Origin of the sequence: Streptomyces sp. NPDC015127 (assembly GCF_043080095.1) — a bacterium.
Lineage (GTDB): Bacteria > Actinomycetota > Actinomycetes > Streptomycetales > Streptomycetaceae > Streptomyces.
The window spans coordinates 20,662-45,150 of the sequence record NZ_JBIBVE010000023.1 but is presented as its reverse complement, the minus strand read 5'-3'; the positions used below and the strand labels follow the sequence as shown (position 1 = coordinate 45,150).

Sequence of the window (24,489 nt, the reverse complement as noted above, 5' to 3'; positions counted from 1 at the left end):
CGGGTGAACGTCACCCCGGCGTCCGAGGGGAAAGGTCTCCGCTGTCTCCGCGAAAAAGGCACCGGGCCGCCGTCCCGGCGAACTCGCTGGCGACGGCACCGCCCGGCGCGACATGATCGGGGCGACCACGTCTCGACGACAGGAGACATTCGTGCCTCATTCCATCGACGCGGCCTTCACGGCGCTGCCGCTGCGGGCGCTCGCCGACGCGGCGCTCGCCCGGGCGCGTGCGCTCGGCGCCGAGCATGCCGACTTCCGTCTGGAGCGCGTCCGCAGCGCCTCGTGGCGGTTGCGCGACGCCAAGCCCGCCGGATCGGCCGACTCCACGGACCTCGGATACGCGGTGCGCGTGGTGCACGGCGGCGCCTGGGGGTTCGCCTCCGGCGTCGACATGACCATGGACGCCGCCGCCAGGGTGGCCGGCCAGGCCGTGGCGATGGCAAAGCTGTCCGCGAAGGTGATCGCGGCGGCGGGCTCGGACGTGGGGGCACCCCCTGGACGAAGTCCTTGGGGGAGGGTGGAGCTGGCGGACGAGCCGGTGCACGCGGACAAGACGTGGGTCTCCTCGTACGAGATCAACCCCTTCGACGTGCCCGCCGAGGACAAGTCCGCGCTGCTCGCCGACTGGAGTTCGCGCCTCCTGCGCGCCACGGGGGTCGCGCACGTGGACGCCTCGCTGCTGACCGTGCAGGAGAACAAGTTCTACGCGGACACCGCGGGCACCGTCACCACACAGCAGCGGGTACGGCTGCACCCGCAGCTCACCGCGGTCGCGGTCGACGAGACGACCGGCGAGTTCGACTCCATGCGCACCATCGCCCCGCCGGTGGGACGCGGCTGGGAGTACCTGACCGGCACGGGCTGGGACTGGGACTCCGAACTGGAGCAGATCCCCGACCTCCTCGCGGAGAAGATGCGCGCCCCGAGCGTCACCGCGGGGCGCTACGACCTGGTCGTCGACCCGTCGAACCTGTGGCTGACGATCCACGAGTCGATCGGCCACGCCACGGAGCTGGACCGCGCGCTCGGCTACGAGGCCGCGTACGCGGGGACCTCGTTCGCGACCTTCGACCAGCTGGGGAAGCTGGCGTACGGCTCCTCGGTGATGAACGTGACCGGGGACCGGACCGCCGAGCACGGGCTGGCGACGATCGGGTACGACGACGAGGGCGTCGAGGCGCAGAGCTGGGACCTGGTCAAGGACGGCACGCTGGTGGGCTACCAGCTGGACCGGCGCATCGCGAAGCTGACGGGTCTCGGCCGCTCCAACGGCTGCGCCTACGCCGACTCCCCCGCCCATGTGCCGGTGCAGCGGATGGCGAACGTGTCCCTCCAGCCGGACCCGGGCGGTCTGTCGACGGAGGACCTGATCGGCGGGGTGGAACAGGGGATCTACGTGGTCGGCGACCGGTCGTGGTCGATCGACATGCAGCGCTACAACTTCCAGTTCACCGGGCAGCGGTTCTTCCGCATCGAGAACGGGCGGCTGGCCGGTCAGCTGAGGGACGTCGCGTACCAGGCGACGACGACGGAGTTCTGGGGCTCGATGGAGCAGGTCGGCGGCCCGCAGACCTATGTGCTGGGCGGCGCGTTCAACTGCGGCAAGGCCCAGCCGGGCCAGGTCGCGTCGGTGTCCCACGGCTGCCCCTCCGCCCTCTTCCGGGGCGTCACCATCCTCAACACGACGCAGGAGGCGGGCCGATGAGCCGCGTGAGCAAGCCGCACGAGATCGTCGAGCGCGCGCTCGAGCTGTCCAGGGCCGACGGCTGCGTCGTCATCGCCGACGAGCACTCCTCGGCCAATCTGCGCTGGGCCGGCAACGCGCTGACCACCAACGGCGTGACCCGCGGCCGGACCCTCACCGTCGTCGCCACGGTCGACGGCTCCGAGGGCACCGCCTCGGGCGTGGTGTCGCAGTCCGCCGTGACCGCCGACGACCTGGAGCGGCTGGTGCGCGCCGCGGAGGACGCCGCGCGGTCCGCCGGGCCCGCCGAGGACGCGCAGCCGCTCGTCGCGGGCGTGGCCGCCTCCCCGGACTTCACGGACGCGCCGGGGGAGACGTCGTCGGCGGTGTTCGCGGACTTCGCGCCGGCGCTCGGCGAGGCGTTCGCCCGGGCCCGCGCGGGAGGCCGGGAGCTGTACGGCTTCGCCCAACACGAGCTGACCTCGACCTACCTCGGTACGTCGACCGGCCTGCGACTGCGCCACGACCAGCCGACCGGCACGCTGGAGCTCAACGCCAAGTCGCCCGACCGTATGCGCTCGGCCTGGGCGGGCCGTTCCACGCGGGACTTCAAGGACGTGGATCCGGCGGCTCTCGACGCCGGGCTGGCGGAGCGGCTCGGCTGGGCCGCGCGCCGCGTCGACCTGCCGGCGGGCCGCTACGAGACGTTGCTGCCGCCGACCGCCGTGGCCGACCTGCTGATCTACCAGATGTGGTCGGCTGCGGCCCGGGACGCGGTGGAGGGCCGTACGGTCTTCTCCAAGCCCGGCGGCGGCACCCGTATCGGCGAGGCGCTGTCCTCGCTGCCGCTGACGCTGCGCAGCGATCCGCACGAGCCGGGCCTGGAGGCGGCGCCCTTCGTGATCGCGCACTCGTCCGGCGACGACGCCTCGGTGTTCGACAACGGTCTGCCGCTGTCGCCGACGGACTGGGTGCGGGACGGCAAGCTGGAGCACCTGGTCACCACGCGGCACAGCGCCGGCCTGACCGGGCTGCCGGTCGCGCCGGGGACGGACAACCTGATCCTGGACGCGGGCGGCGAGCGCTCGCTCGAGGAGATGGTGTCGGCCACCGAGCGCGGGCTGCTGCTGACCTGCCTCTGGTACATCCGCGAGGTCGACCCCGCGACGCTGCTGCTGACCGGGCTGACCAGGGACGGCGTGTACCTGGTCGAGAACGGCGAGGTCGTGGGCGAGGTCAACAACTTCCGCTTCAACGAGTCGCCCGTCGACCTGATCGGCCGCGCCACGGAGGCGGGCCGGACGGAGAAGACGCTGCCGCGCGAGTGGGGCGACTGGTTCACCCGGGCCGCCATGCCCGCGCTGCGGGTGCCGGATTTCAACATGAGCTCGGTCAGCCGGGGCGTGTGACCCGCCTAGACTGGCTCCCACCGATCCATTCACCCACGAGGAGACGGAAGAACTGTGACGGACATCGTCGACGAGCTGAAGTGGCGCGGGCTGATCGCCCAGTCCACTGACGAGGACGCTTTGCGCAAGGCGCTCGCGGACGGTCCCGTCACGTTCTATTGCGGCTTCGACCCGACCGCGGCGAGCCTGCACGTCGGACACCTGGTGCAGGTGCTGACCGTGCGCCGGCTCCAGCAGGCCGGGCACCGGCCGCTGGCGCTGGTGGGCGGGGCCACGGGTCAGATCGGTGACCCGCGGCCGACCGCCGAGCGCACGCTGAACGATCCGGAGACGATCGCGCAGTGGGTGACCCGGCTGCGTGCCCAGATCGAGCCGTACCTCTCCTTCGAGGGCGACAACGCCGCGATCATGGTGAACAACCTGGACTGGACCGCGGGCATGTCCGCGATCGAGTTCCTGCGGGACATCGGCAAGCACTTCCGCGTCAACAAGATGCTCACCAAGGACTCCGTCGCACGGCGCCTGGAGTCCGAACAGGGCATCAGCTACACGGAGTTCAGCTACCAGCTGCTCCAGGGCATGGACTTCCTGGAGCTGTACCGGCGCTACGGCTGCACCCTGCAGCAGGGCGGCAGCGACCAGTGGGGCAACCTCACGGCGGGCCTGGACCTGATCCACCGCCTGGAGCCCGACGCCGAGGTGCACGCGCTGGCCACCCCGCTGATGACCAAGGCGGACGGCACCAAGTTCGGCAAGTCGGAGACCGGCACGCTCTGGCTCGACCCGGAGATGACCACGCCGTACGCGTTCTACCAGTACTGGCTGAACACGGACGACCGGGACATCAGCCGGTTCCTGCGCATTCTCAGCTTCAAGAGCCGTGAGGAGCTCGAGGAGCTGGAGAAGCAGACCGCGGAGCGTCCCCAGGCCCGCGCGGCGCAGCGCGCGCTGGCCGAGGAGCTGACGACCCTGGTGCACGGCGCCGACCAGTGCGCCGCGGTGATCAACGCGTCGAAGGCGCTGTTCGGGCAGGGTGAGCTGGCCGAGCTCGACGAGCCGACGCTGCGGGCGGCGCTGTCGGAGCTGCCGCACGCGCGGGTCACCGAGCTCGCCCCGGTCGTCGACCTGTTCGCCGAGGTGGGTCTGGTCGCCAGCAAGTCGGCCGCCCGGCGCACGGTGAAGGAGGGCGGCGCCTACGTGAACAACGTGAAGGTGACCGCCGAGGACGCCGTGGCGACGCGGGAGGAGCTGCTGCACGGGCGCTGGCTGGTGCTGCGCCGCGGCAAGAAGAACCTGGCTGCGGTCGAGGTCACGGCCGGCTGACCGGGCGCAACGAACGACGGCGGCGGCCGGGCGGGCTCTGTGCCCGCCCGGTCGCCGTCGTGTGTCACGCCGTCGCGGCGATCACGCGTGCCGTTTTCTGCCGCCGCGGACCGCGGTGTAGGCCATGTCGCCCAGGAACACGATGACGATGGCCGCCGCGAGCTGGAGCGCGTGCCGGCCCCAGTCGATGCCGCTGGTCTCCTCGATGCCGAAGCCTCGCGCGACGGCGTTGCCGATGATCGCTCCGATGATGCCGAAGATGGTGGTCAGCCAGAGGGGACTGTGCTGCTTGCCGGGGATGACCGCTTTTGCGATCAGGCCGAGCACGAATCCCACGATGATCGCCCACAACCAGCCCATGGCTGCCTCCTTGTTTCGGCTCCGCGTGAGCAGTTACGCCTGCCAGTGTCGGCCTGTGGGCCGTACGGCGCATGTCGGAGGCGCCCGTACGCGTCCGAGCGCAGATGCGCCACGCAGACCTGGGGGTGCCCCGCTCTCGTAGGCGGCGCAGCCGCGGCGTACCGTGGAGGTGGTGAGGGTGGGATGTCCGGGATCGTCCGGCGCGGGATTCGGGTGGTGGAGCAGATGCGCAGGCGGGGCGGCACGGAGGTCTTCCGTATCACGGGAGCCCGGCAGGGGCTCGCCGACGATGTCCGCGGCCGGCAGCGGCGCTATGTGATCTCGATGTCCGTGCGCACCGTGGCGGTGATCCTGGCCGCGACGCTGTGGAACGTGGAACGTCATGTGGCCGTTGTGGCCCTGGTGCTCGGTGTTCTCCTGCCGTACATCTCCGTGGTCATCGCCAACGCGGGCCGGGAGAGCGCGCCGTCGCTGCCGTCGACCTTCGTCCAGCCCCCGTCGCGGCCCATGCTCGAGCCGGGGCCCGACGACTCCGGACCGGCCGACGGGTCTTTCGCGCATGAGCGCCACGTGTCCGAACAGGGCTCATGACGACCGTCTGCGACAGGGTCCGCGAACCTCAGGAAAACCTCAGATCAATCATGAAGTTCCTGTGCACCTGGGCCCGTTACCCGTGACATACTGCGTACGCGCTCCGCATCCCCCGTCGGAGCGACGGACCGACGCCGGGCAGCTCCCCCCGTGGCTGCTCGGCGTCGCCATGTGGGGACAATGATCAGGTGACTGACGAAACCCCGATCTGTTCCGCCAAGGGCTGCCGCGCCGACGCCGTCTGGGTCCTGGCCTGGAACAACCCGAAGCTGCACACTCCCGAGCGCCGCAAGACCTGGCTGGCCTGCGAGGAGCACCGGGAGCACCTGTCGCAGTTCCTCGGCGTGCGCGGGTTCCTCAAGGACGTCGTGACCCTGGAAGAGTGGGAGCGGCGGCAGCCGGAGGGCGGGTCAGCCGCCGATCGCTGACATGGGGCGCTCGGGCTGGAGGAACGAGGGGTCGTCCAGACCGGATCCGGCCTTTTTCCCCCACATCGCCAGCCGCCATATGCGGGAGATCTCCTCGTCCGGCGCGTCGGAGCGCAGCGCCGCCCGCAGGTCCGTCTCCTCGGTCGCGAACAGGCAGGTGCGCACCTGGCCGTCCGCGGTGAGGCGGGTGCGGTCGCAGGCCCGGCAGAAGGGGCGGGTGACGGAGGCGATGACGCCGACGCGGTGCGGTCCGCCGTCGACGACCCACCGCTCCGCGGGCGCGGAGCCGCGCGCGGCGTCCCCTTCGGGGGTGAGCTCGAAGCGCGTCCGCAGCGAGACGAGGATGTCACCAGCGGTGATCATTCCGTCACGCTTCCAGCCGTGCTGGGCGTCCAGCGGCATCTGCTCGATGAACCGCAGCTCGTAGTCGTTCTCCACCGCCCAGGCGAGCAGGTCGGGGGCCTCGTCGTCGTTCAGTCCCGGCATGAGGACCGCGTTGACCTTGACCGGGGTGAGGCCGGCGGCGCGGGCGGCCTCGAGGCCGTCGAGCACGTCGTGGTGACGGTCGCGGCGGGTGAGCGTCTTGAAGACGTCGGGGCGCAGGGTGTCGAGGGAGACATTGACCCGGTCCAGGCCGGCGGCCTTGAGGGCGGCGGCGGTGCGCTTGAGTCCGATGCCGTTGGTCGTCAGGGACATCCTGGGGCGGGGCTCCAGGGCGGCGACGCGCTCGACGATACCGACGAGACCGGGGCGCAGCAGGGGCTCGCCCCCGGTGAAGCGGACCTCGGTGATGCCGAGGTCGGTGACGGCGACGCGGATCAGGCGCACGATCTCGTCGTCGGTGAGCAGATCGGGCTTCTTCAGCCACTGCAGCCCTTCTTCGGGCATACAGTACGTGCACCGCAGATTGCAGCGGTCGGTCAGGGAAACCCGCAGGTCAGTAGCCACTCGGCCATAGGTGTCGATGAGCACTGTGGGCCCCCTCCCCGGATCGCGGATGTGACTCTTACGAGCCTACGTCAGGGCACCGACACCGAGTGCGGCCCATTTGGCACGAGGCGCGGCAGGGCCGCGTCGTAGGACCCTACGACGCGGCCGCTACGGCTGTGTGTCGGCGGGCTCACTCAATGGGCGCCGACGCCGGTGAGGGACTTGACCTCCAGCTCGGCGTACTTGCCCTTGTCGGGCTCCTCCTTGGACAGCAGGGAGCCGATCCACCCGAGCAGGAAGCCGACGGGGATCGAGATCAGGCCGGGGTTCTCCAGCGGGAACCAGGAGAAGTCGATCTCGGGGAACATCGAGGTGGGCTTGCCGGAGACGACCGGCGAGAAGAGCACCAGGACGACCGAGGACACCAGTCCGCCGTAGATGGACCACAGGGCGCCCTGGGTGGTGAATTTCCTCCAGAAGAGGCTGTAGAGGATCGTCGGCAGGTTCGCGGAGGCGGCGACCGCGAAGGCGAGGGCGACCAGTCCGGCGACGTTCAGGTCGCGGGCGAGGGCGCCGAGCGCGATGGACACGATGCCGATGGCGACGGTCGCCCAGCGGGCCGCGCGGACCTCCTCCTTCTCGGTGGCCTGTCCCTTGCGGATGACGTTCGCGTAGATGTCGTGCGCGAAGGACGACGAAGAGGCGAGGGTGAGGCCCGCCACCACGGCCAGGATGGTGGCGAAGGCGACGGCGGAGATCACGGCGAGGAGGATCGCGCCGCCCGCCGAGTCGACGCCGCCGATGTGCAGGGCCAGCAGGGGCGCCGCCGTGTTGCCCGCCTTGTTGGACGCGGTGATCTCGGCCGGTCCGACGAGCGCCGCCGCGCCGAAGCCGAGCGCGATGGTCATCAGGTAGAAGGCGCCGATGATGCCGATGGCCCAGTTGACGGACTTACGGGCGGCCTTGGCGGTGGGCACCGTGTAGAAGCGGATCAGGATGTGGGGCAGGCCCGCGGTGCCGAGGACGAGCGCGATGCCGAGCGAGATGAAGTCCAGCTTGGACGTCCCGGTGGCACCGTACTTGAGGCCGGGCTCCAGGAACGCCGCGCCCTTGCCGCTCTTCTCGGCGGCCTGGCCGAGCAGGTCGGAGATGTTGAAATTGAACTTGAGCAGCACCAGGAACGTGATGAGCAGGGTGCCCGCGATGAGCAGGACGGCCTTGACCATCTGCACCCAGGTGGTGCCCTTCATACCGCCGATGGTGACGTACACGATCATCAGCAGGCCGACCAGGGCCACGATGGCGATCTTCCCGCCGTCGCTGGTGATGCCGAGCAGCAGCGAGACGAGGACGCCGGCGCCCGCCATCTGGGCCAGCAGGTAGAAGATCGAGACGACGATCGTGGACGTGCCCGCCGCGGTGCGCACGGGGCGCTGGCGCATGCGGTAGGCGAGGACGTCGCCCATCGTGTAGCGCCCGGAGTTGCGCAGCGGTTCGGCGACGAGGAGCAGGGCGACGAGCCAGGCGACCAGGAAGCCGATCGAGTAGAGGAAGCCGTCGTAGCCGAACAGGGCGATGGCGCCGGCGATGCCGAGGAACGAGGCGGCCGACATGTAGTCGCCGGAGATGGCGAGGCCGTTCTGGAAGCCGGTGAACTGGCGGCCGCCCGCGTAGAAGTCGGAGGCGTTCTTGGTCTGCCGACCCGCCCATACCGTGATGAAAAGGGTGGCAACGACAAAGGCCGCGAACAGGGTGATGATGAGCGGCCGGTGCTCGGTGGTCGCGCTCGACGCCGCAAGCTGGAACGTGGTGCTCATGCGTCGGCCTCCATACGGGACTTGATGGCTTCCGCCTTCGGGTCGAGCTTCGCGGCGGCGTGCCGCGAGTAGAACCAGGCGATGAGGAAGGTGGTGGCGAACTGGGCGAGACCGAAGACCAGGGCGACGTTGATGTTGCCGAAGACCTTCGCGCCCATGAAGCCGCCCGCGTAGTTCGAGAGCAGGACGTAGAGCAGGTACCAGGCGATGAACGCGACGGTCAGGGGAAAGGCGAAGGAGCGGTAGGTGCGGCGCAGCTCGCCGAATTCCGTACTCTCCTGCACCGAGACGAACGACTCTGTCGTGGGCTGGGCGGGGGTGGTGTCCGAACCGCTCTGGGGCGGCGGTGCATCGGTGGCCACGGAGACTCCTCGCGACGCGGGTGCGGTGGTAATGGTCATGGGGATCGTGCCTGCGGGAGCGGTTTGATGTTGCTCCACTCCCTGACAACGGCACGGAGTCGACACCGAACCGGTTCACCTTCGGTCTTTTTTCTGCGCACTTCTTGTCCGACTTGTTGTCGTACATCTGCCCGGATCCATTGAAGAGCCACGGTGATCGGCGATAGCTTCGCCCGGCATGAACCCGCCCATTCGCAAGGGGTGTTTGGGCGGTTTTTTCACGGATGATGTGGAGAACCCATGGCTCATCTGGGATCCAGACGGCGGCGCGCCCTCGCGCTCCCTGCCGGTCTGGCGCTCACGGCGTCACTCGGTTTCCTGCCGGCGGGTACGGCGTCGGCAGCAGTCACCGACGACGTCCTGGCAGCGGTCTCGACCGATGGCCCGAAGCTGTCGTACGTGGTCAATGTGAACGGCGGTCACGGCACCGCGAAGGCCGTCAAGAAGGCGATAGCCGAGGCCGGCGGGACGGTCGTCCACTCGTACGACCAGATAGGCGTCATCGTCGTCCACTCGCAGAACCCTGCGTTCGCGGAGACGATCCGTCAGGTCCGCGGCGTCCAGTCGGCCGGTGCCACGCGCACCGCCCCGCTCGCGCCCGTGACCGACACGGCCATCGAGTCGGAGCGCCCGCTCACCGCCGAGGAGGCCAAGGCGGCGGCGGGCCAGGCGACGGCGGGGCAGGACGCGCTCGAGCCGCTGCAGTGGGACCTGCCCGCCATCAAGGCGGACAAGGCCCACGAGAAGACGCTCGGCAGCAAGAAGGTGACGGTCGCCGTCATCGACACGGGTGTCGACGACACGCATCCGGACCTCGCGCCGAACTTCGACCGGGAGGCGTCCGTCAGCTGTGTCGGCGGCGTGCCGAACACGGCGGACGGCGCCTGGCGTCCCGGCCCGAAGGAGAGCGACCACGGCACGCACGTCGCGGGCACCATCGCGGCGGCGAAGAACGGCACCGGCATCACGGGTGTCGCGCCGGGTGTGAAGGTCTCCGGCATCAAGGTCTCGCAGCCCGACGGCTTCTTCTACACCGAGGCCGTCGTCTGCGGCTTCGTGTGGGCCGCCGAGCACGGTGTCGATGTGACCAACAACAGCTACTACACGGACCCGTGGCTGTTCAACTGCAAGAACGACGCCGACCAGGCGGCTCTGATCGAGTCGCACCGGCGCGCCCTGCGGTACGCGGAGAGCAAGGGCACGGTGAACGTGGCCGCCGCCGGCAACTCGCGGATGGACCTGGCGGCCGACGAGCTCACCGACACCACGAGCCCGAACGACACCACGCCGGTCGAGCGCAAGGTGAACCCGAGCGAGTGCCTGGACATCCCGACGCAGATCCCGGGCGTCGTCACGGTCTCCGCGCTGGGCGCGAAGAACCTGAAGTCCTCGTACTCCAACTACGGCAACGGCGTCATCGACATCTCCGCGCCGGGCGGCGACTCGACCGTCTACCAGACGCCGGATGCTCCTGCCGTCGACGGCCGGATCCTGTCGACGCTGCCGGGCGGCGGTTTCGGCTACAAGGCCGGTACGTCGATGGCCTCCCCGCACGTCGCGGGTGTCGCCGCGCTGATCAAGTCGACCCACCCGTACGCGTCGCCGGCGATGGTGAAGGCCCTGCTCTCCGTGCAGGCCGACGACACCGCCTGCACCAACCCGTACGACATCAACAAGGACGGCAAGATCGACGCCGTCTGCGAGGGTGACGAGGACGAGAACGGCTTCTACGGCGAGGGCGTCGTGGACGCTCTCGACGCCGTTCGCCGGTAGTCCCGGTCTGTGTCGGGGCCCGGTGCGGAGTTCTCCGTACCGGGCCCCTTCGCGTGGCACGCGGCGCCATAGTGGATGTATGGATCAGACATCTTCGAGCGGTGCGGTCGGCGTCTGGGCCGTTCTGGGCGGCGATCCCGCCCTGGTGGACCGCGTGGCGTACGAGGGCCGGGGCGCGCTGCCCGCCCGCCTGCCGGTCATGGAACTGGCGCGTTCCACCGTGGCGGTGTGCTCGCTGGCCGCCGCGGAGCTCGCCGGCCGCCGCACCGGAGGCCTCGTCCCCGCGGTCCGGGTGGACGACGGCGCCGTGACGGCGGCGTTCCTGAGCGACCGGCTGGTGCGGGTGGACGGGACGGCGCCGACCACCTTCGCACCGCTGTCCCGCTTCTGGCGCACCGCCGACGGCTGGGTGCGCACGCACGCCAACTACCCGCACCACCGGGCCCGTTTGCTCAGTGCGCTCGGCCTGCCCGGTGACGCGGACGAGGACGCCGTCGCGGCCGCCGTCGGCGAACGGCGGGCGCTGGAGGTCGAGGAGAGCGTGTACGCGGCGGGCGGCCTGGCGGTCGCCGCACGCGCTCCGAAGGAGTGGGCCGCGCATCCTCAGGGCGCCGCGGCGGCCGCGCACCCGCTGCTGGTCATGCGGCGCATCGGCGATGCTCCCCCGCCGAGGGCCCCCGGCGGCTCGGCGGCCCTGCCCTGCGCGGGGCTGCGGGTGCTCGACCTGACCAGGGTGCTGGCCGGCCCGGTCGCGACCCGCACGCTGGCCCTGCTCGGCGCGGATGTGCTGCGGATCGACTCCCCCGGCCTGCCGGAGAGTCAGGAGGCCCATAACGACACGGGCATGGGCAAGCGGTCCACCCGGCTGGATCTGGCCGACGCCTCGGACCGGGGCACGTTCGAGGAACTGCTCGCCTCCGCCGACGTGGTGGTGACCGGCTACCGGCCGGGCGCGCTGGACCCGTTCGGTCTCGCACCCGAGGAGCTGGCTGCGCGGCGCCCGGGCCTGGTGGTGGCCCGCCTGTCGGCATGGGGCCGGTACGGGCCGTGGGCGGGCCGGCGCGGCTTCGACAGCCTGGTCCAGGTCGCCTCCGGTATCGCGGAGATCGAGGGCGACGGCGAGCGGCCGGGCGCGCTGCCCGCGCAGGCCCTGGACCACGGCACCGGGTATCTGCTCGCCGCCGGAGTGCTGCGCGCGCTGACCGAACGGCACGGGACCGGCGGCACCCGGCTCGTCGAACTGGCCCTGTCACAGACGGCCGCGTGGCTGGTCAACGGCCTGGAGAAGGCACCGGACGACGCCCCCGGAGAGTACGACCCGCAGCGGTGGCTCACCGAGACGGACAGTCCCATGGGCCGGCTGCGCCATGCCCTGCCCGCGGTCTCGTACGACGGCGGACCCGTCGACTGGGTCCGCCCGGCCGGGCTTTGGGGGACGGACGCGCCCGAGTGGCGCGACTGACGCGCGCGCCGGCGGCATGACCGTCCCCGCCCGGTCCTCATACCCCCGCCGCGCCCAGCAGCGTCCCGGCCGCGTACGTCACCGCCATGGCCAGTGCCCCGCCGCCGGTGTTGCGCAGCACGGCGGGGCCCGGGTGCGCCGCGCCCAGGCGGGCGCTCCACCAGCCGGTGAGCGCCAGGGCCGCGAGGACGGACACGACCGTGACGTACAGGCGGACCGTGGGGGGCGGCAGGACGATCGCGAGCAGCGGCAGCAGCGCGCCCGTCGTGAAGGCGAGGAAGCTCGCGCCGGCCGCGTGCCAGGGATTGGTCAGCTCTTCGGGGTCGATACCGAGCTCCACGCGCGCGTGGGCGCGCAGGGCGTCCCGTTCGGTGAGCTGTTCGGCGGCCTCCCTGGCCACGTCGTGGGACAGGCCTCGTTGGGTCAACAGCTCGGTGAGTTCGTCGAGTTCCGCCTCGGGCTGCTCGCGCAGCTCGCGCTTCTCGACGGCGAGGGCCGCCTTCTCCGAGTCGCGCTGGGTGGACACGGAGACGTATTCGCCGGCGGCCATGGACATGGAGCCCGCGAGCAGCCCCGCGAGGCCCGCGGTGAGCAGAGTGCCGCGCGCGTCCGTGGCTCCGGCGACGCCGACGACGAGGCCGGCGGTGGAGACGACTCCGTCATTGGCGCCGAGGACCGCGGCGCGCAGCCAGTTGAGGCGCGTGCCGAGTCCGCCGCCCTGCGGCTGGTCGTGCCCTGCGCCCGTGGTCTCGTCACTCATCCCGGGAGGGTCTCACCGGTGCGTGCCGGGTACCCGGGCAACCCGCCGGACGACGGGTGGAGACCCGCCGGGCCGGGGCGGATTGACGCCGACGGGACGGGAACGGGCTGCCGCCGGACGGCCCGGCAAGGGCGGGCAGGCAAGGGGCGATCGGGCGTTGTCGGTCCCGGCCCGTATTCTCTGTGACCATGCTCGACGACCGTACGACCGCAGCGACGACGTGGCCGACCGCGTACCCGGAGGGGTACGCGGTCGTCGACGTGGAGACCACCGGCCTGTTCCACTACGACCGGATAGTGTCCGCTGCCGTCTACCGCCTGGACGCCCGGGGCAACATCGAGGACCACTGGTACACCCTCGTCAATCCCGAGCGGGACCCCGGTCCGGTGGAGATCCACGGTCTGACGAGCGAGATGCTCCACGGCGCGCCGCTCTTCGGCGACATCACGGGTGAGCTCACCGAGCGTCTGGAGGGCCGTGTCCTGGTCGCGCACAACGCCAAGTTCGACTGGGGCATGATCGCGCGGGAGTACGCCCGCGCGCGGCGGACCGCGCCGACCCGGCAGCGGCTGTGCACCATCGCGCTCGCCCGGGAGCTCGCCCTGCCGCTGCCCAACTTCAAGCTGGAGACGCTCGCCGCGCACTTCGGCGTCGTGCAGCAGCGCGCCCACCACGCGCTGGACGACGCGCGGGTGCTGGCCGAGGCGTTCCGGCCGAGTCTGCACTCGGCGGCCCGCGACGGCGTCCGGCTGCCGCTGCTGGAGTGCCGCCCGCTGACCGAGTGGTCGGACACCGCGCCCGCACCGCGCATCGGCTACCAGCCGTCGTACGGGCGGAGCAGCTGGCGGCCGTCGCGCAAGCGTCCCCCGTGCCCCTACCCGAACCCGGGCAGGTACGAGCCGGGCGGCCAGCTGAAGCAGGGCATGCGGGTGGCGTTCTCCGGCGACACCTCCATAGAGCGCGAGTTGCTGGAGGACCGGGCGACCGAGGCGGGCCTGCACGTCGCCACGAGCGTGTCGCGGCTGACGAGCCTGCTGGTGACCAACGATCCGCACGCGTCGACGGCGAAGACGGTCAAGGCCGCGTCGTACGGCACTCCGGTCGTCGACGAGACGGCGTTCACCCAGCTGTTGGGGCACGTGACCCCGGCGGCGGGCGCGCCCGTGGACCAGGGAGGCGTCCCGGAGCGGGGACGGTCGGCGAGCCCGCCCGCGCAGGCGGCGGAGCCCGGGCCGAAAACGGAGACGGGGACGGCGCAGGGAATGCTGCCGGGCATGGCACCCGCATCGGAGTGAACCCGGCGCGACTCGCCCGCCACCCGCTCGCCCGCGCCCTCCTCGCGTCCCACCCTGTGGCGCATGGCACGTTGCGAGGTTTGCGGAAACGACTACGGCATGTCCTTCGAGGTGCACGCGCAGGGCGCGGTGCACGTCTTCGACTGCTTCTCCTGCGCCATTCACCGCATGGCGCCCATCTGTGAGCACTGCCGGGTCCAGATCATCGGCCAGGGGGTCGAGGCCGAGGGCCACTGGTACTGCGGCGCACACTGCGCCCGCGCCGAGGGGAGGGCCGGCATCGTCGACAGGGTGTGACCACGCCGTGCCCCGGGCCGGGGGCGGGGCGCCATCGGGACCCCCCGTCCCGGCGCCGGGGCACTACAGGTACGGTCGAAGCCGTGTACCGCTTCCTGTTGTCCCGGCAGTGGGTGATCCTCACCCTCATCGCCCTCGTCCTCATCCCCACGATGGTCGAGCTGGGCTTCTGGCAGCTGCACCGCCACGAGCGCCGCGTCGCGCAGAACTCCCTGATCGCCCGGAACCTCGACGCCGAGCCGGTGCCGGTCGGCGAGCTGACCTCCCCCGGGCACACCGTTCCGCGGGCCGACTACTGGCGGCAGGTCACCGCGACGGGCACGTTCGACGAGGCCCACGAGGTCGTCGTACGCCGTCGGACCAACGCCGACGACCGCGTCGGCTTCCATGTGCTGACCCCCCTGGTGCAGGCGGACGGCTCGGCCGTGCTCGTCAACCGCGGCTGGGTCCCCGCCGCCGCCGACCAGAAGACGTTCCCCGAGGTGCCGCCCGCGCCCACGGGCACCGTCACGGTCACCGGCCGGCTCAAGGCCGACGAGACGACCGGTGCCAGCGGGATCAAGGACCTGGCGGGCCTTCCGCCGCGCCAGGTGATGCTGATCAACAGCGAGCAGCAGGCGAAGCTGCTGGACCGCCCGGTGGTCGGCGGCTATCTGGAGCAGACGGAGCCGAAGTCGGCCGCCGCCGGCCCGGAACAGATCCCCGACCCCGACCACGACTCGATCGGCGCGCACATGGCGTATGCCGTCCAGTGGTGGCTCTTCGCGGCCGCCGTGCCTGTCGGCTGGGTGATCCTGGTGCGCCGGGAGAAGCGGGACAGGGCGGCGGCCGCCGCGAACGGCACGCCGGAACCGGTCGGCGCGGCTGCTTAGCGGCCAACCCCGCCGGGAACACGCCAGAGCGTGACCCAACGTATCGAGGACTACGCCCTCATCGGTGATCTGCAGACCGCTGCACTGGTCGGTGCGGACGGTTCCATCGACTGGCTGTGCCTGCCCCGGTTCGATTCCGGGGCGTGCTTCGCGGCGCTCCTCGGCGACGAGGAGAACGGACACTGGCGGATCGCTCCCCAGGGCGCCGGCCGGTGCACGAGTCGTCGTTATGTCGATGAATCACTGGTGCTCGAAACGGTGTGGGAGACCCGCACCGGCACGGTCAAACTGCTCGATTTCATGCCACAACGTGACGAAGCCCCCGACGTGGTGCGCATCGTGGAAGGCGTCAGCGGCACCGTCGAGATGGCCGCCGCACTGCGGCTGCGCTTCGACTACGGCAGCGTCGTGCCCTGGATGCGGCGCCTGGACGGCCACCGGGTGGCCGTGGCCGGCCCCGATTCGGTCTGGCTGCGCAGCGAACCGCAGGTGCACACCTGGGGCCAGCAGTACAGCACTCGCTCGGCGTTCACGGTCTCCGCGGGCGAGACGGTCGCGTTCGTCCTCACCTGGCACCCCTCGCACAAGCCGCGCCCCGCACTCATCGACCCCCACGAGTCGCTGCGCCACTGCCTGGAGGACTGGGCGGAGTGGTCGTCCCGGTGCCGCTACCAGGGCCCCTACCGGGAAGCGGTGCTGCGCTCACTGATCACCCTCAAGGCCCTCACGTACGCGCCCACGGGCGGAATCGTCGCGGCCGCGACCACGTCCCTGCCCGAGGAGATCGGCGGCGTACGCAACTGGGACTACCGCTTCTGCTGGCTGCGCGACTCGACCCTGACGCTCGGCGCCATGATCGCGGCCGGCTATGTCGACGAGGCCGGGGCCTGGCGCGACTGGCTGCTGCGCGCGGTGGCCGGCGATCCCGCCGACCTGCAGATCATGTACGGGGTGGCGGGGGAACGCCGGCTGGCCGAGATGGAGCTGGGCTGGCTCGGCGGCTACGCGGGATCCGTCCCGGTCCGCGTCGGCAACGACGCGGCCTACCAGCTCCAGCTCGATGTCTACGGCGAGGTCATCGACTCGCTCTTCCTGGCCAGGGGGGCGGGCCTGAAGGCGGAGCGGCACGCGTGGAACATCCAGTTGAGCCTCCTCGGCTTCCTGGAGTCCAAGTGGCGCGAACCGGACGAGGGTCTGTGGGAGGTGCGCGGGCCGCGCCGCCACTTCGTGCACTCCAAGGTCATGGCCTGGGTCGCGGCCGATCGTGCCGTACGCACCCTGGAGGCCGACCCGACGCTGCGCGGGGACGCGGCGCGGTGGCGTGCGATGCGCGACGAGGTGCACCGTGAGGTGTGCGAGAAGGGCTTCGACCCGGTGCGCAACACCTTCACGCAGTCGTACGGCTCGACGGACCTGGACGCGGCGACGCTGCTGATCCCGCACGTCGGCTTCCTGCCCCCGGACGATCCGCGGGTCGTCGGCACGGTCAAGGCGGTACAGGCCGAACTCGGCAGCGGCGCGCTGGTGCGGCGCTACAGCACGGAGGGCGTCTCCGTCGACGGCCTGCCGGGCGACGAGGGCGCGTTCCTGGCGTGCTCGTTCTGGATGACGGACGCCCTGTGCATGACGGGGCGCGAGGAGGAGGCGCGCGAGCTGTTCGAGCGACTGCTGGCACTCCGCAACGACGTGGGACTGCTCTCCGAGGAGTACGACCCGGTGGCCGGCCGCCAGCTCGGCAACTTCCCCCAGGCATTCAGTCATATCGGGCTGGTGAACACCGCCCTCGCGCTCGGCAGGCACGAGGCGGCAGGATAGGGCCATGGATCTTGGACTCACAGACCGCGTCTACATCGTCACCGGCGCCTCCCGTGGCCTCGGCAACGCCTCCGCGCGGGCGCTGGTGGCCGACGGCGCGAAGGTCGTCATCACCGGCCGGGATGAGCAGACGGTCAAGGACGCCGCGGCCGAACTCGGCGTCGGCGCCGTGGGCGTGGCGACGGACAACGCCGACCCCGCGGCCGCCGAGCGCCTGATTGCGGCGGCCCGGGCGCACTTCGGCCGCTTCGACGGCATTCTCATCAGCGTGGGCGGCCCGGCACCGGGCTTCGTCGCGGACAACACGGACGAGCAGTGGCAGTCGGCGTTCGAGTCCGTCTTCCTCGGCGCGGTGCGGCTGGCGCGGGCCGCGGCGGCGGAGCTGAACGAGGGCGGCGTGATCGGGTTCGTCCTCTCCGGCTCGGTCCACGAACCGATCCCCGGCCTGACGATCTCCAACGGCCTGCGCCCGGGACTCGCGGGCTTCGCGAAGTCCCTCGCCGACGAACTGGGCCCGCGCGGTATCCGCGTGATCGGCCTGCTCCCGGCGCGCATCGACACCGACCGGGTGCGCGAGCTCGACGCGCTCTCCGGCGACGCGGAGGCGGCGCGCGCGGGGAACGAGTCCCGGATCCCGCTGCGGCGCTACGGCACGCCGGCGGAGTTCGGCACGGTCGCCGCGTTTCTGCTGTCGCCGGCGGCGTCGTACCTGACGGGCGTGATGCTCCCGGTGGACGGCGGGGCGCGGCACGGGTTCTAGCCGCGGGGGCGGTTTTCCCCTCCCCGCCCTTTCCCGGGTCCGGGCAAGCCCCGGACCCGGCCCGCGCTTCGCGCGGTGTCCTCAATCGCCGGACGGGCTGCCTGCGCAGCCCCGCTGGGGGCACTCCCCCTACGCCTGGCGGCGTAGGAGGTACCCCCACCCACGGCCGCCAGGCCGTAGGGGAGATTGAGGCGCTGGGGCTCACGCCACGCGTTCCGGCCGGTGCCTCGACTCGCGCAGGCGCGCCTCCACCGGCAGCGACGACAGGCCCGCCGACTCCCGCGCGTGCGTCACCGCCTCGTCGACGAGTCGTGACAGCCTCTCCGCCGGAGCCGCGTGGGGCTCCAGTTGCAGCAGGACCCTTGCCTGAGGAGCACGGCGGCTGCGGCCTGTCAGCATGACCCGGGCGTGGGACACGCCCTCCAGCGACTCCGCCTCCCCCGTCATCACATTCTCCAGCGCCCGGCCGCGAACCAGCGCGCCCTCGCCGTCGCCGGTGTCCACGAGGACCTCGGCGAGGCGGGCACGGCGCAGCTGCGCGAGCAGCCACCACAGGGCGAGCAGCACCAGCAGCGCGAGCACCGCGATGACGACCGGCCACCACCAGCCCTCGTCCCGCCACCTCGTCCGGTCCGCGTCGCTGAGCAGCACGTCGTTCCGCCCGCTCCAGGGCCACCACGAGGGCACGGGCAGCCCGGTCCCGGTTACCAGCACCGCGCCGCCCAGACACAGCAGCACCAGCCCCACGAGACCGAGCACGACCCGGTTGACCGTTCTGAGCATCCGTCTCACCCCTTGCCCGTCACCGCTTCTTGGCCGGCGGCCGGCCGACGTGCACGGCCAGAGCCGGGGATCTGGCGAGGCCCAGCTCCTTGATGCCCACGGCGAGCGCGGCGTCCAGATCGGCGCGTACGTCGTCGAGTTCGCGGAAGTGGGCGCGGGCACGCACCGTGGCCTTGGAGCGTCCCATCCGTACGCGTACGGACTGCACTCCGGATACCTCCATCGCACGGTCGCGCAGCGCGAGCGCCGCCGCCCGGCGGTCGAGCCCGGCCCGTACGTGCGGACGGTCGCGGTGCATGGGCAGGATCCCGCGCAGCCCCGGCGTCACCGCGAGAACGATCAGCCAGATACCGACGAGCACCGCGGCAGCCGCGACCGCGAGGACCGCCACCTCGTCGAGGCGCCACCGGTCGAGGTGGTCGGCCAGGGCGCGCCGCCAGTGGAGGGCGGGCCGGTCGACGCGTACCGCGGCGATGTCGTAGACCAGCAGCCCGGATCCGCCGAGGACCACCAGGGCGAGCAGCGCGGCGGGAACGCGCCGCGCCGACCAGAAGCGCCCTGCCCTGCCGTACTCCCCTTCCGCGGGGCCCGGCGCGGGGTCGTAGTCCGCGGCGGACGCGGACTGGTCCAGTTCGAGGACGGGTCGGTCGGTCTGTTCGGGCTCGGTCATCGGATCCTCCCCTGCGCCGCGTGACGCGAGTGGACGGAGTGCAGGCGCTCGACCTGCACCGCCACCTCGGGTACCTCCATTCCCGTCAACATCCTTACCCTGTCGGCAACTTGGCGACGCACGGCGCCGCATTGACGGCCGATGTCGCCGGGGTAGTCGAGTTCGAGGCTGACGCGGACGCGGGCGGTGTCATGGTGCACGACGACCATCGCGTGGGGCGGCGAGCCGCCCTCGGGCACGCGCGCGAGCGCCTCCCGCGCCGCCCGCCCGGCGATCTTCGCCACGACGCGGTCGGCGATGGTGGTCGCCCCGCGGTCGGCGGGGGCGACGCGGTCGGCGGGGGCGACGCGGTCGGCGGCCACCGGGCGTCACCGTCGCCCTTCGCGACGATCGCGGCCCCGGAAGAAGTCGCCGACCTCCAGATCGCCCTCGAGCAACCTGCCCACCACGAAACCGACCGCCCCCAGGGCGGCGACCAGGAGAAACGCCCCGAACCCACCGAAGTACCCGGCGAATCCGAGCGCCATGCCGGCGACCATGCCGACCACGGCCATGCTCATGCTGAGCTCCTCTACTGGAGACGTGGCTCCGGCTCTTCCTCTTCCTCATCGGGCAGCTTGACGTCACTCACGGCGATGTTGACCTCGACCACCTCCAGTCCGGTCATACGTTCCACGGCGGCGACGACGTTCTCACGGACGGCGCGTGCGACATCGGAGATGGCGACGCCGTAGTCGACGACGATCTCCAGGTCCAGGGCGGTCTGCACTTCTCCGACCTCGGCCTTGACGCCGCGCGTGACGCTGGACCTGCTGCTGCCGCCGCCCGGGACGCGGTCGCGTACGGCGCCGAAGGTGCGGGAGAGGCCGCTGCCCATGGCGTGGACGCCGACGACGTCGCGCGCGGCAAGTCCGGCGATCTTCTCCACGACGCCGTCGGCGATCGTGGTGCGTCCGCGGACACCCGCTTCCACGCGTTTGCCGATCGTGGTCCTGCGGGACGACGGCTCGCCGCCGCCGGCCGTCTCGTTCCCCATGGTCTGGGGCCGGTTGCGCTCACCTGTCTCGGTCATCGCGGTGTCCTCTCGGGTCGTGGTGACCTCCCTTTGCCCACATTAAGTGCGGTTCCCCCGTCTCGCGCCGGGGATGCGGCAGGCTGGAGGAATGAGCACTGCAGGAGCGATAGGGCGGATGCGGCGGGCGATGGGGCTCGGCAGGCTGGTGGCGCTGGGAGGTCCTACGGATGGCACCTGGCTCGCGGAGAGCGCGGCCCGGTCGGTGCTCGTGAAGGCCGCCGCGACGGCGGTGCGGGGTGTGGCCGTGACCCGGCTGGATGTGACACTCGCCGACCCGGAGACGGCCGGTGAGCCCGCCGTGCCTCCGCCGCCGAGCGCGCTGCCCCCAGGTCCCCACCGGCTCGCCGCGGAGGTCGCGGTGTGGAGCGGCGAGCCGCTGCCCGCGGTGACGGCGGCCCTGCGGTCGGCGCTGTCCAGGGCGGCGGAGGACCGGCTGGGTCTGGTGGTCACCGAGGTGGATCTGCGGGTGGTGTCGCTGCCGGACCATCCGCTGCGGCCGGGTCCGGTCTCTGTCCCTACGCCCGCACCGCCCTCGGACGCGGCGGGCGAGGCCGCGGCGTCGACGGCGGGTGTGGTGTGCCTAACGGCGGAACTGGGCGGCAGCGCTGTGCAGGCGGCTGGGGACCATGTGCGGGTCGAGGTCGCCACGGCCGACGGGTTCCGGGCGCTGGACGTGGCCCGCGCGGTGCGCGCGTCGGTGTCCGCGGCGCTCGCGGACGGGCGCCCGGTCACGGTCCTGGTCTCGTCGGCCGCCTGATGCCGCGGGCAGGCCGCCGCCCCCACCGGCCGCGCCGAAGGGCGCGGCAGGTGTGGGTCGGTCGTACGCGCGGCGCCGGTCAGTCGCCGAGACCCGCGAGGTCCCGCAGCCGCCGGGCCTGGGCGGCGCGCTCGGCCGCCCGCTGCTCCTCGTAGGAGCGGCCCGCCGCGCCCTGGAGCAGCGCCTTGGTCTCGATCACCGCGTCGCGGGGCGCGGCGACGAGCGCCGCGGCGAGGTCCCGTACGGCGGCGTCGAGTTCGGCGCCGGGCACGACGAGGTTGGCGAGTCCGGTGCGCTCGGCCTCCTCGGCGTGGACGAACCGGCCGGTCGCGCAGATCTCGAGCGCGCGGGCATAGCCCACGAGCGCCACGAGGGGATGCGTGCCGGTGAGGTCGGGGACCAGCCCGAGGCTGGTCTCCCGCATGGCGAACTGGACGTCCTCGGCCACGACCCGCAGGTCACAGGCCAGGGCGAGCTGGAATCCCGCGCCGATCGCATGGCCCTGGACGGCCGCGATCGTGACGATGTCACTGCGGCGCCACCAGGTGAAAGCTTCCTGGAACTCGGCGATGGCCCCGTCGATCTCCGTGTCGCTGCCGCGTGCGAGATCGATGAACGACGGCTCGCCCTCGAAGCCCTCAGGAGTGAAGGCCTGCCGGTCGAGCCCCGCGGAGAAGGATTTGCCCTCGCCGCGCAGCACCACGACACGCACGTCGCCCGGCAGTGACCGGCCGGCCTGCGTCAACGCCCGCCACAGCGCGAAGTCCTGGGCGTTGCGCTTGTCCGGCCTGGTCAGGGTCACCGTGGCAACGGCGCCGTCGACGGTGAGTCGCACACCGTCCTTGTCGAGCACGGGGTCGAGCGAAGTCATGGGACGCCTCCGGATCGGTGCAGTAGTGCCTACGAAGATAAGCTACTGCACAGTAACCACCCGGGCCGGTCGGACGACCGACCGGGTGGCCACCGCGGAACCGATGGGCCGAAGGAGTCCTTACGACGAGCTGCATCAGGCCGTGGTGGCCTTCTTGCCCCTCGTCGCTCCGCCGCGTCCACGCAGGACGACTCCGGACTCACTCAGCATCCGATGGACGAATCCGTAGGAGCGACCGGTCTCTTCGGCCAGCGCCCGGATGCTCGCACCGGAGTCGTACTTCTTCTTCAGGTCTGCCGCGAGCTTGTCGCGCGCGGCGCCGGTCACCCGGCTGCCCTTCTTCAGAGTCTCGGCCACCCGTGCCTCCTCATGGGAAGTGCGCTCTGGACTTCTCATGATCACCCCTCTCGGGCGTCCTGGCCACCCATTCGACAAGGTCGGTACGGAACGCTTGGCCGTGCGATAAGCGGCCACCATGACCGGAATCAATCCCTCCGGTCGCACGAGAGGGAACGTATCGCCTGGCCGGTCGCGGAAACGCCTGGTCAGCGGGGCAGTGGGGAGGACGGACGGCCCTGAAGGCGCCCGGCGGCGGGCGGCGAGCCGCCACGCCGCAGTACGAGACGCCCTCACACAGATGATGGATCACACGTAGGCCGAATGATCCATACGGAGTGGATCAACGGGCGCACGGAGGCAACCGGAGGCGCCCTCGCGCGTCAGGCGAGCGCCACCAGGTCCGCGTAGTCCGCACCCCACAGGTCCTCGACCCCGTCCGGGAGCAGGATGATCCGCTCCGGCTCCAGTGCCTCGACGGCGCCCTCGTCGTGCGTGACGAGGATGACGGCGCCCTTGTAGGTGCGCAGCGCGCCGAGGATCTCCTCGCGGCTGGCCGGGTCCAGGTTGTTGGTGGGCTCGTCGAGCAGCAGGACGTTGGCCGACGAGACGACGAGCGTGGCCAGCGCGAGACGGGTCTTCTCACCGCCGGAGAGCACCCCGGCCGGCTTGTCGACGTCGTCGCCGGAGAAGAGGAAGGAGCCCAGCGTCTTGCGCACCTCGACGAGGTCGAGGTCGGGCGCGGCGGAGCGCATGTTCTCCAGGACGGTGCGGTCCGGGTCGAGGGTCTCGTGCTCCTGGGCGTAGTACCCGAGCTTGAGGCCGTGGCCGGAGGTGACCATGCCGGTGTCGGGCTTCTCGACACCGGCGAGGAGACGCAGCAGCGTCGTCTTGCCCGCGCCGTTGAGACCGAGGATGACGACGCGCGAGCCCTTGTCGATGGCGAGGTCGACGTCCGTGAAGATCTCGAGGGAGCCGTAGGACTTCGACAGGCCCTCGGCGGTCAGCGGCGTCCTTCCGCACGGCGCGGGCTCGGGGAAGCGCAGCTTGGCGACCTTGTCGGCGACCCGGACGTCGTCGAGACCGGCGAGCAGACGCTCGGCGCGGCGGGCCATGTTCTGCGCGGCGACCGTCTTCGTGGCCTTGGCGCGCATCTTGTCGGCCTGGGAGTTGAGGGCGGCGGCCTTCTTCTCGGCGTTCTGCCGCTCGCGCCTGCGGCGCTTCTCGTCGGCCTCGCGCTGCTGCTGGTAGAGCTTCCAGCCCATGTTGTAGACGTCGATCATCGAACGGTTGGCGTCGAGGTAGAAGACCTTGTTGACCACCGTCTCGACGAGGTCGACGTCGTGGGAGATCACGATGAACCCGCCGCGGTACGTCTTCAGGTAGTCGCGCAGCCAGACGATCGAGTCGGCGTCGAGGTGGTTGGTCGGCTCGTCGAGGAGCAGGGTGTCGGCGTCCGAGAAGAGGATGCGGGCGAGTTCCACACGGCGGCGCTGACCGCCGGAGAGCGTGTGCAGCGGCTGGCCGAGGACCCGGTCGGGCAGGCCGAGCGCGGCGGCGATGGTGGCGGCCTCGGCCTCGGCCGCGTACCCGCCCTTGGTCAGGAACTCGGTCTCCTGCCGCTCGTACTGCCTGAGCGCTTTCTCCCGGGTCGCGCCCGCCCCGTTCGCGATGCGGTCCTCGTTCTGGCGCATCTTGCGGATCAGCAGGTCGAGGCCGCGCGCGGAGAGGATGCGGTCGCGGGCGAGGACGTCGAGGTCGCCGGTGCGGGGGTCCTGCGGGAGGTAGCCGACCTCGCCGGAGCGGGAGATCGTGCCGGCGGCGGGGATGCCCTCACCGGCAAGGCACTTGGTGAGGGTGGTCTTGCCCGCTCCGTTGCGGCCGACGAGGCCGATGCGGTCGCCCTTGGCGATACGGAAGGAGGCGGACTCGATGAGGACGCGCGCGCCGGCGCGCAGCTCGATACCGGATGCGGTGATCACGGGGAAATACTCCAGGGCGGTTGGACGGCGGAAGGGAC

26 protein-coding genes are annotated in these 24,489 nt (G+C 71.5%); 13 read left to right on the top strand and 13 right to left on the bottom strand.

Annotated elements, in window-relative coordinates; all coding sequences use genetic code 11:
- Positions 1–151 precede the first annotated feature (151 nt).
- From ACF08N_RS32975 to tyrS, 3 genes are read left to right on the top strand one after another with little or no spacing between them, the layout of a single operon-like run.
- Entirely contained in the window at positions 152–1,705 is a 1,554-nt protein-coding gene (locus ACF08N_RS32975) for a TldD/PmbA family protein (RefSeq protein WP_392328394.1), read from the top strand.
- A complete protein-coding gene (locus ACF08N_RS32970; RefSeq protein WP_392328393.1) occupies positions 1,702–3,093 on the top strand; it encodes a metallopeptidase TldD-related protein in 1,392 nt (463 codons plus the stop codon). The genes ACF08N_RS32975 and ACF08N_RS32970 overlap by 4 nt, the downstream gene beginning before the upstream one ends.
- A 54-nt stretch (positions 3,094–3,147) precedes the next feature.
- The gene (tyrS, locus tag ACF08N_RS32965; protein ID WP_392328392.1) at positions 3,148–4,416 is read left to right on the top strand and encodes a tyrosine--tRNA ligase; all 1,269 of its coding nucleotides are present in this window, start codon (positions 3,148–3,150) and stop codon (positions 4,414–4,416) included.
- An 81-nt stretch (positions 4,417–4,497) separates the two neighbouring features.
- Here tyrS and ACF08N_RS32960 read toward each other — a convergent pair whose 3' ends face one another.
- A complete protein-coding gene (locus ACF08N_RS32960; RefSeq protein ID WP_392328391.1) occupies positions 4,498–4,776 on the bottom strand; it encodes a GlsB/YeaQ/YmgE family stress response membrane protein in 279 nt (92 codons plus the stop codon).
- Between the two features lie 225 nt (positions 4,777–5,001).
- Here ACF08N_RS32960 and ACF08N_RS32955 point away from each other — a divergent pair, with 225 nt between their 5' ends.
- Both ACF08N_RS32955 and ACF08N_RS32950 read left to right on the top strand, forming a co-directional pair.
- Positions 5,002–5,367, top strand: coding sequence for a DUF3099 domain-containing protein (locus ACF08N_RS32955; protein ID WP_392328419.1), 366 nt, complete (start codon positions 5,002–5,004; stop codon positions 5,365–5,367).
- A 188-nt stretch (positions 5,368–5,555) separates the two neighbouring features.
- Positions 5,556–5,795 carry a hypothetical protein gene (locus ACF08N_RS32950; RefSeq protein ID WP_392328390.1) on the top strand — a complete coding sequence of 80 codons (240 nt, stop codon included), beginning with the start codon at positions 5,556–5,558 and terminating at the stop codon, positions 5,793–5,795.
- On the opposite strand, the gene moaA is transcribed toward ACF08N_RS32950, so the two are convergent.
- The 3 genes from moaA to ACF08N_RS32935 all read right to left on the bottom strand — a co-directional run bounded on the left by moaA (position 5,778) and on the right by ACF08N_RS32935 (position 8,904).
- A complete protein-coding gene (moaA, locus tag ACF08N_RS32945; protein WP_392328389.1) occupies positions 5,778–6,767 on the bottom strand; it encodes a GTP 3',8-cyclase MoaA in 990 nt (329 codons plus the stop codon). The two genes, ACF08N_RS32950 and moaA, sit on opposite strands and share 18 nt — an antisense overlap.
- 152 nt (positions 6,768–6,919) lie before the next feature.
- Positions 6,920–8,542, bottom strand: a complete 1,623-nt coding sequence (locus tag ACF08N_RS32940) for a cation acetate symporter (protein WP_392328388.1) — start codon at positions 8,540–8,542, stop codon at positions 6,920–6,922.
- Complete coding sequence (locus ACF08N_RS32935; RefSeq protein ID WP_392328387.1) at positions 8,539–8,904, bottom strand: DUF485 domain-containing protein; 366 nt, start codon at positions 8,902–8,904, stop codon at positions 8,539–8,541. The genes ACF08N_RS32940 and ACF08N_RS32935 overlap by 4 nt, the downstream gene beginning before the upstream one ends.
- A gap of 279 nt (positions 8,905–9,183) precedes the next feature.
- Here ACF08N_RS32935 and ACF08N_RS32930 point away from each other — a divergent pair, with 279 nt between their 5' ends.
- Both ACF08N_RS32930 and ACF08N_RS32925 read left to right on the top strand, forming a co-directional pair.
- Positions 9,184–10,716, top strand: coding sequence for a S8 family serine peptidase (locus ACF08N_RS32930; RefSeq protein WP_392328386.1), 1,533 nt, complete (start codon positions 9,184–9,186; stop codon positions 10,714–10,716).
- Between the two features lie 79 nt (positions 10,717–10,795).
- Positions 10,796–12,178 carry a CoA transferase gene (locus ACF08N_RS32925; protein WP_392328385.1) on the top strand — a complete coding sequence of 461 codons (1,383 nt, stop codon included), beginning with the start codon at positions 10,796–10,798 and terminating at the stop codon, positions 12,176–12,178.
- Between the two features lie 37 nt (positions 12,179–12,215).
- Here the strand turns inward: ACF08N_RS32925 and ACF08N_RS32920 are convergent, their stop codons facing one another.
- Positions 12,216–12,938: a VIT family protein gene (locus tag ACF08N_RS32920; RefSeq protein WP_392328384.1), complete on the bottom strand. Its 723-nt coding sequence runs from the start codon at positions 12,936–12,938 to the stop codon at positions 12,216–12,218.
- Positions 12,939–13,120: 182 nt separating this feature from the next.
- Between ACF08N_RS32920 and ACF08N_RS32915 the strand changes: the two genes are divergently transcribed.
- The 5 genes from ACF08N_RS32915 to ACF08N_RS32895 all read left to right on the top strand — a co-directional run bounded on the left by ACF08N_RS32915 (position 13,121) and on the right by ACF08N_RS32895 (position 17,977).
- Positions 13,121–14,233, top strand: coding sequence for a DEDDh family exonuclease (locus tag ACF08N_RS32915; RefSeq protein WP_392328383.1), 1,113 nt, complete (start codon positions 13,121–13,123; stop codon positions 14,231–14,233).
- A 63-nt stretch (positions 14,234–14,296) separates the two neighbouring features.
- Positions 14,297–14,530 (top strand): hypothetical protein, encoded by a 234-nt coding sequence (locus tag ACF08N_RS32910; RefSeq protein WP_005319131.1) that lies wholly within the window; start codon positions 14,297–14,299, stop codon positions 14,528–14,530.
- Positions 14,531–14,613: 83 nt separating this feature from the next.
- Positions 14,614–15,402: an SURF1 family protein gene (locus ACF08N_RS32905; protein WP_392328382.1), complete on the top strand. Its 789-nt coding sequence runs from the start codon at positions 14,614–14,616 to the stop codon at positions 15,400–15,402.
- A 30-nt stretch (positions 15,403–15,432) separates the two neighbouring features.
- The gene (locus ACF08N_RS32900) at positions 15,433–17,217 is read left to right on the top strand and encodes a glycoside hydrolase family 15 protein (protein ID WP_392328381.1); all 1,785 of its coding nucleotides are present in this window, start codon (positions 15,433–15,435) and stop codon (positions 17,215–17,217) included.
- Positions 17,218–17,221: 4 nt separating this feature from the next.
- A complete protein-coding gene (locus ACF08N_RS32895; protein WP_392328380.1) occupies positions 17,222–17,977 on the top strand; it encodes an SDR family oxidoreductase in 756 nt (251 codons plus the stop codon).
- A 201-nt stretch (positions 17,978–18,178) separates the two neighbouring features.
- Here ACF08N_RS32895 and amaP read toward each other — a convergent pair whose 3' ends face one another.
- From amaP to ACF08N_RS32870, 5 genes are read right to left on the bottom strand one after another with little or no spacing between them, the layout of a single operon-like run.
- Positions 18,179–18,760, bottom strand: a complete 582-nt coding sequence (gene amaP / locus ACF08N_RS32890; RefSeq protein ID WP_392328379.1) for an alkaline shock response membrane anchor protein AmaP — start codon at positions 18,758–18,760, stop codon at positions 18,179–18,181.
- 19 nt (positions 18,761–18,779) lie between these two features.
- Positions 18,780–19,430: a DUF6286 domain-containing protein gene (locus ACF08N_RS32885; protein ID WP_392328378.1), complete on the bottom strand. Its 651-nt coding sequence runs from the start codon at positions 19,428–19,430 to the stop codon at positions 18,780–18,782.
- Positions 19,427–19,792 (bottom strand): hypothetical protein, encoded by a 366-nt coding sequence (locus tag ACF08N_RS32880; RefSeq protein ID WP_392328377.1) that lies wholly within the window; start codon positions 19,790–19,792, stop codon positions 19,427–19,429. Before ACF08N_RS32880 ends, ACF08N_RS32885 begins: the two co-directional genes overlap by 4 nt.
- A gap of 6 nt (positions 19,793–19,798) precedes the next feature.
- Positions 19,799–19,990, bottom strand: a complete 192-nt coding sequence (locus ACF08N_RS32875) for a hypothetical protein (protein ID WP_392328376.1) — start codon at positions 19,988–19,990, stop codon at positions 19,799–19,801.
- An 11-nt stretch (positions 19,991–20,001) separates the two neighbouring features.
- Positions 20,002–20,502, bottom strand: a complete 501-nt coding sequence (locus tag ACF08N_RS32870; RefSeq protein WP_392328375.1) for an Asp23/Gls24 family envelope stress response protein — start codon at positions 20,500–20,502, stop codon at positions 20,002–20,004.
- 91 nt (positions 20,503–20,593) lie between these two features.
- Here ACF08N_RS32870 and ACF08N_RS32865 point away from each other — a divergent pair, with 91 nt between their 5' ends.
- Positions 20,594–21,262 (top strand): hypothetical protein, encoded by a 669-nt coding sequence (locus ACF08N_RS32865; RefSeq protein WP_392328374.1) that lies wholly within the window; start codon positions 20,594–20,596, stop codon positions 21,260–21,262.
- A 79-nt stretch (positions 21,263–21,341) separates the two neighbouring features.
- Here ACF08N_RS32865 and ACF08N_RS32860 read toward each other — a convergent pair whose 3' ends face one another.
- The 3 genes from ACF08N_RS32860 to ACF08N_RS32850 form a co-directional block, all read right to left on the bottom strand.
- The gene (locus tag ACF08N_RS32860) at positions 21,342–22,133 is read right to left on the bottom strand and encodes an enoyl-CoA hydratase/isomerase family protein (RefSeq protein WP_392328373.1); all 792 of its coding nucleotides are present in this window, start codon (positions 22,131–22,133) and stop codon (positions 21,342–21,344) included.
- A gap of 135 nt (positions 22,134–22,268) precedes the next feature.
- Entirely contained in the window at positions 22,269–22,490 is a 222-nt protein-coding gene (locus ACF08N_RS32855) for a helix-turn-helix domain-containing protein (protein WP_392328372.1), read from the bottom strand.
- A gap of 362 nt (positions 22,491–22,852) precedes the next feature.
- Entirely contained in the window at positions 22,853–24,451 is a 1,599-nt protein-coding gene (locus ACF08N_RS32850) for an ABC-F family ATP-binding cassette domain-containing protein (protein ID WP_392328371.1), read from the bottom strand.
- Between the last annotated feature and the right edge of the window lie 38 nt (positions 24,452–24,489).

Coding starts and splice junctions, on each gene's coding strand:
- ACF08N_RS32970 (WP_392328393.1), top strand. CDS start 1,702: ATGAGCCGCGTGAGCAAGCCGCACGAGATCGTCGAGCGCGCGCTCGAG.
- ACF08N_RS32960 (WP_392328391.1), bottom strand. CDS start 4,776: ATGGGCTGGTTGTGGGCGATCATCGTGGGATTCGTGCTCGGCCTGATC.
- ACF08N_RS32955 (WP_392328419.1), top strand. CDS start 5,002: ATGCGCAGGCGGGGCGGCACGGAGGTCTTCCGTATCACGGGAGCCCGG.
- ACF08N_RS32940 (WP_392328388.1), bottom strand. CDS start 8,542: ATGAGCACCACGTTCCAGCTTGCGGCGTCGAGCGCGACCACCGAGCAC.
- ACF08N_RS32930 (WP_392328386.1), top strand. CDS start 9,184: ATGGCTCATCTGGGATCCAGACGGCGGCGCGCCCTCGCGCTCCCTGCC.
- ACF08N_RS32925 (WP_392328385.1), top strand. CDS start 10,796: ATGGATCAGACATCTTCGAGCGGTGCGGTCGGCGTCTGGGCCGTTCTG.
- ACF08N_RS32920 (WP_392328384.1), bottom strand. CDS start 12,938: ATGAGTGACGAGACCACGGGCGCAGGGCACGACCAGCCGCAGGGCGGC.
- ACF08N_RS32910 (WP_005319131.1), top strand. CDS start 14,297: ATGGCACGTTGCGAGGTTTGCGGAAACGACTACGGCATGTCCTTCGAG.
- ACF08N_RS32895 (WP_392328380.1), top strand. CDS start 17,222: ATGGATCTTGGACTCACAGACCGCGTCTACATCGTCACCGGCGCCTCC.
- amaP (WP_392328379.1), bottom strand. CDS start 18,760: ATGCTCAGAACGGTCAACCGGGTCGTGCTCGGTCTCGTGGGGCTGGTG.
- ACF08N_RS32885 (WP_392328378.1), bottom strand. CDS start 19,430: ATGACCGAGCCCGAACAGACCGACCGACCCGTCCTCGAACTGGACCAG.
- ACF08N_RS32875 (WP_392328376.1), bottom strand. CDS start 19,990: ATGAGCATGGCCGTGGTCGGCATGGTCGCCGGCATGGCGCTCGGATTC.
- ACF08N_RS32870 (WP_392328375.1), bottom strand. CDS start 20,502: ATGACCGAGACAGGTGAGCGCAACCGGCCCCAGACCATGGGGAACGAG.
- ACF08N_RS32865 (WP_392328374.1), top strand. CDS start 20,594: ATGAGCACTGCAGGAGCGATAGGGCGGATGCGGCGGGCGATGGGGCTC.
- ACF08N_RS32860 (WP_392328373.1), bottom strand. CDS start 22,133: ATGACTTCGCTCGACCCCGTGCTCGACAAGGACGGTGTGCGACTCACC.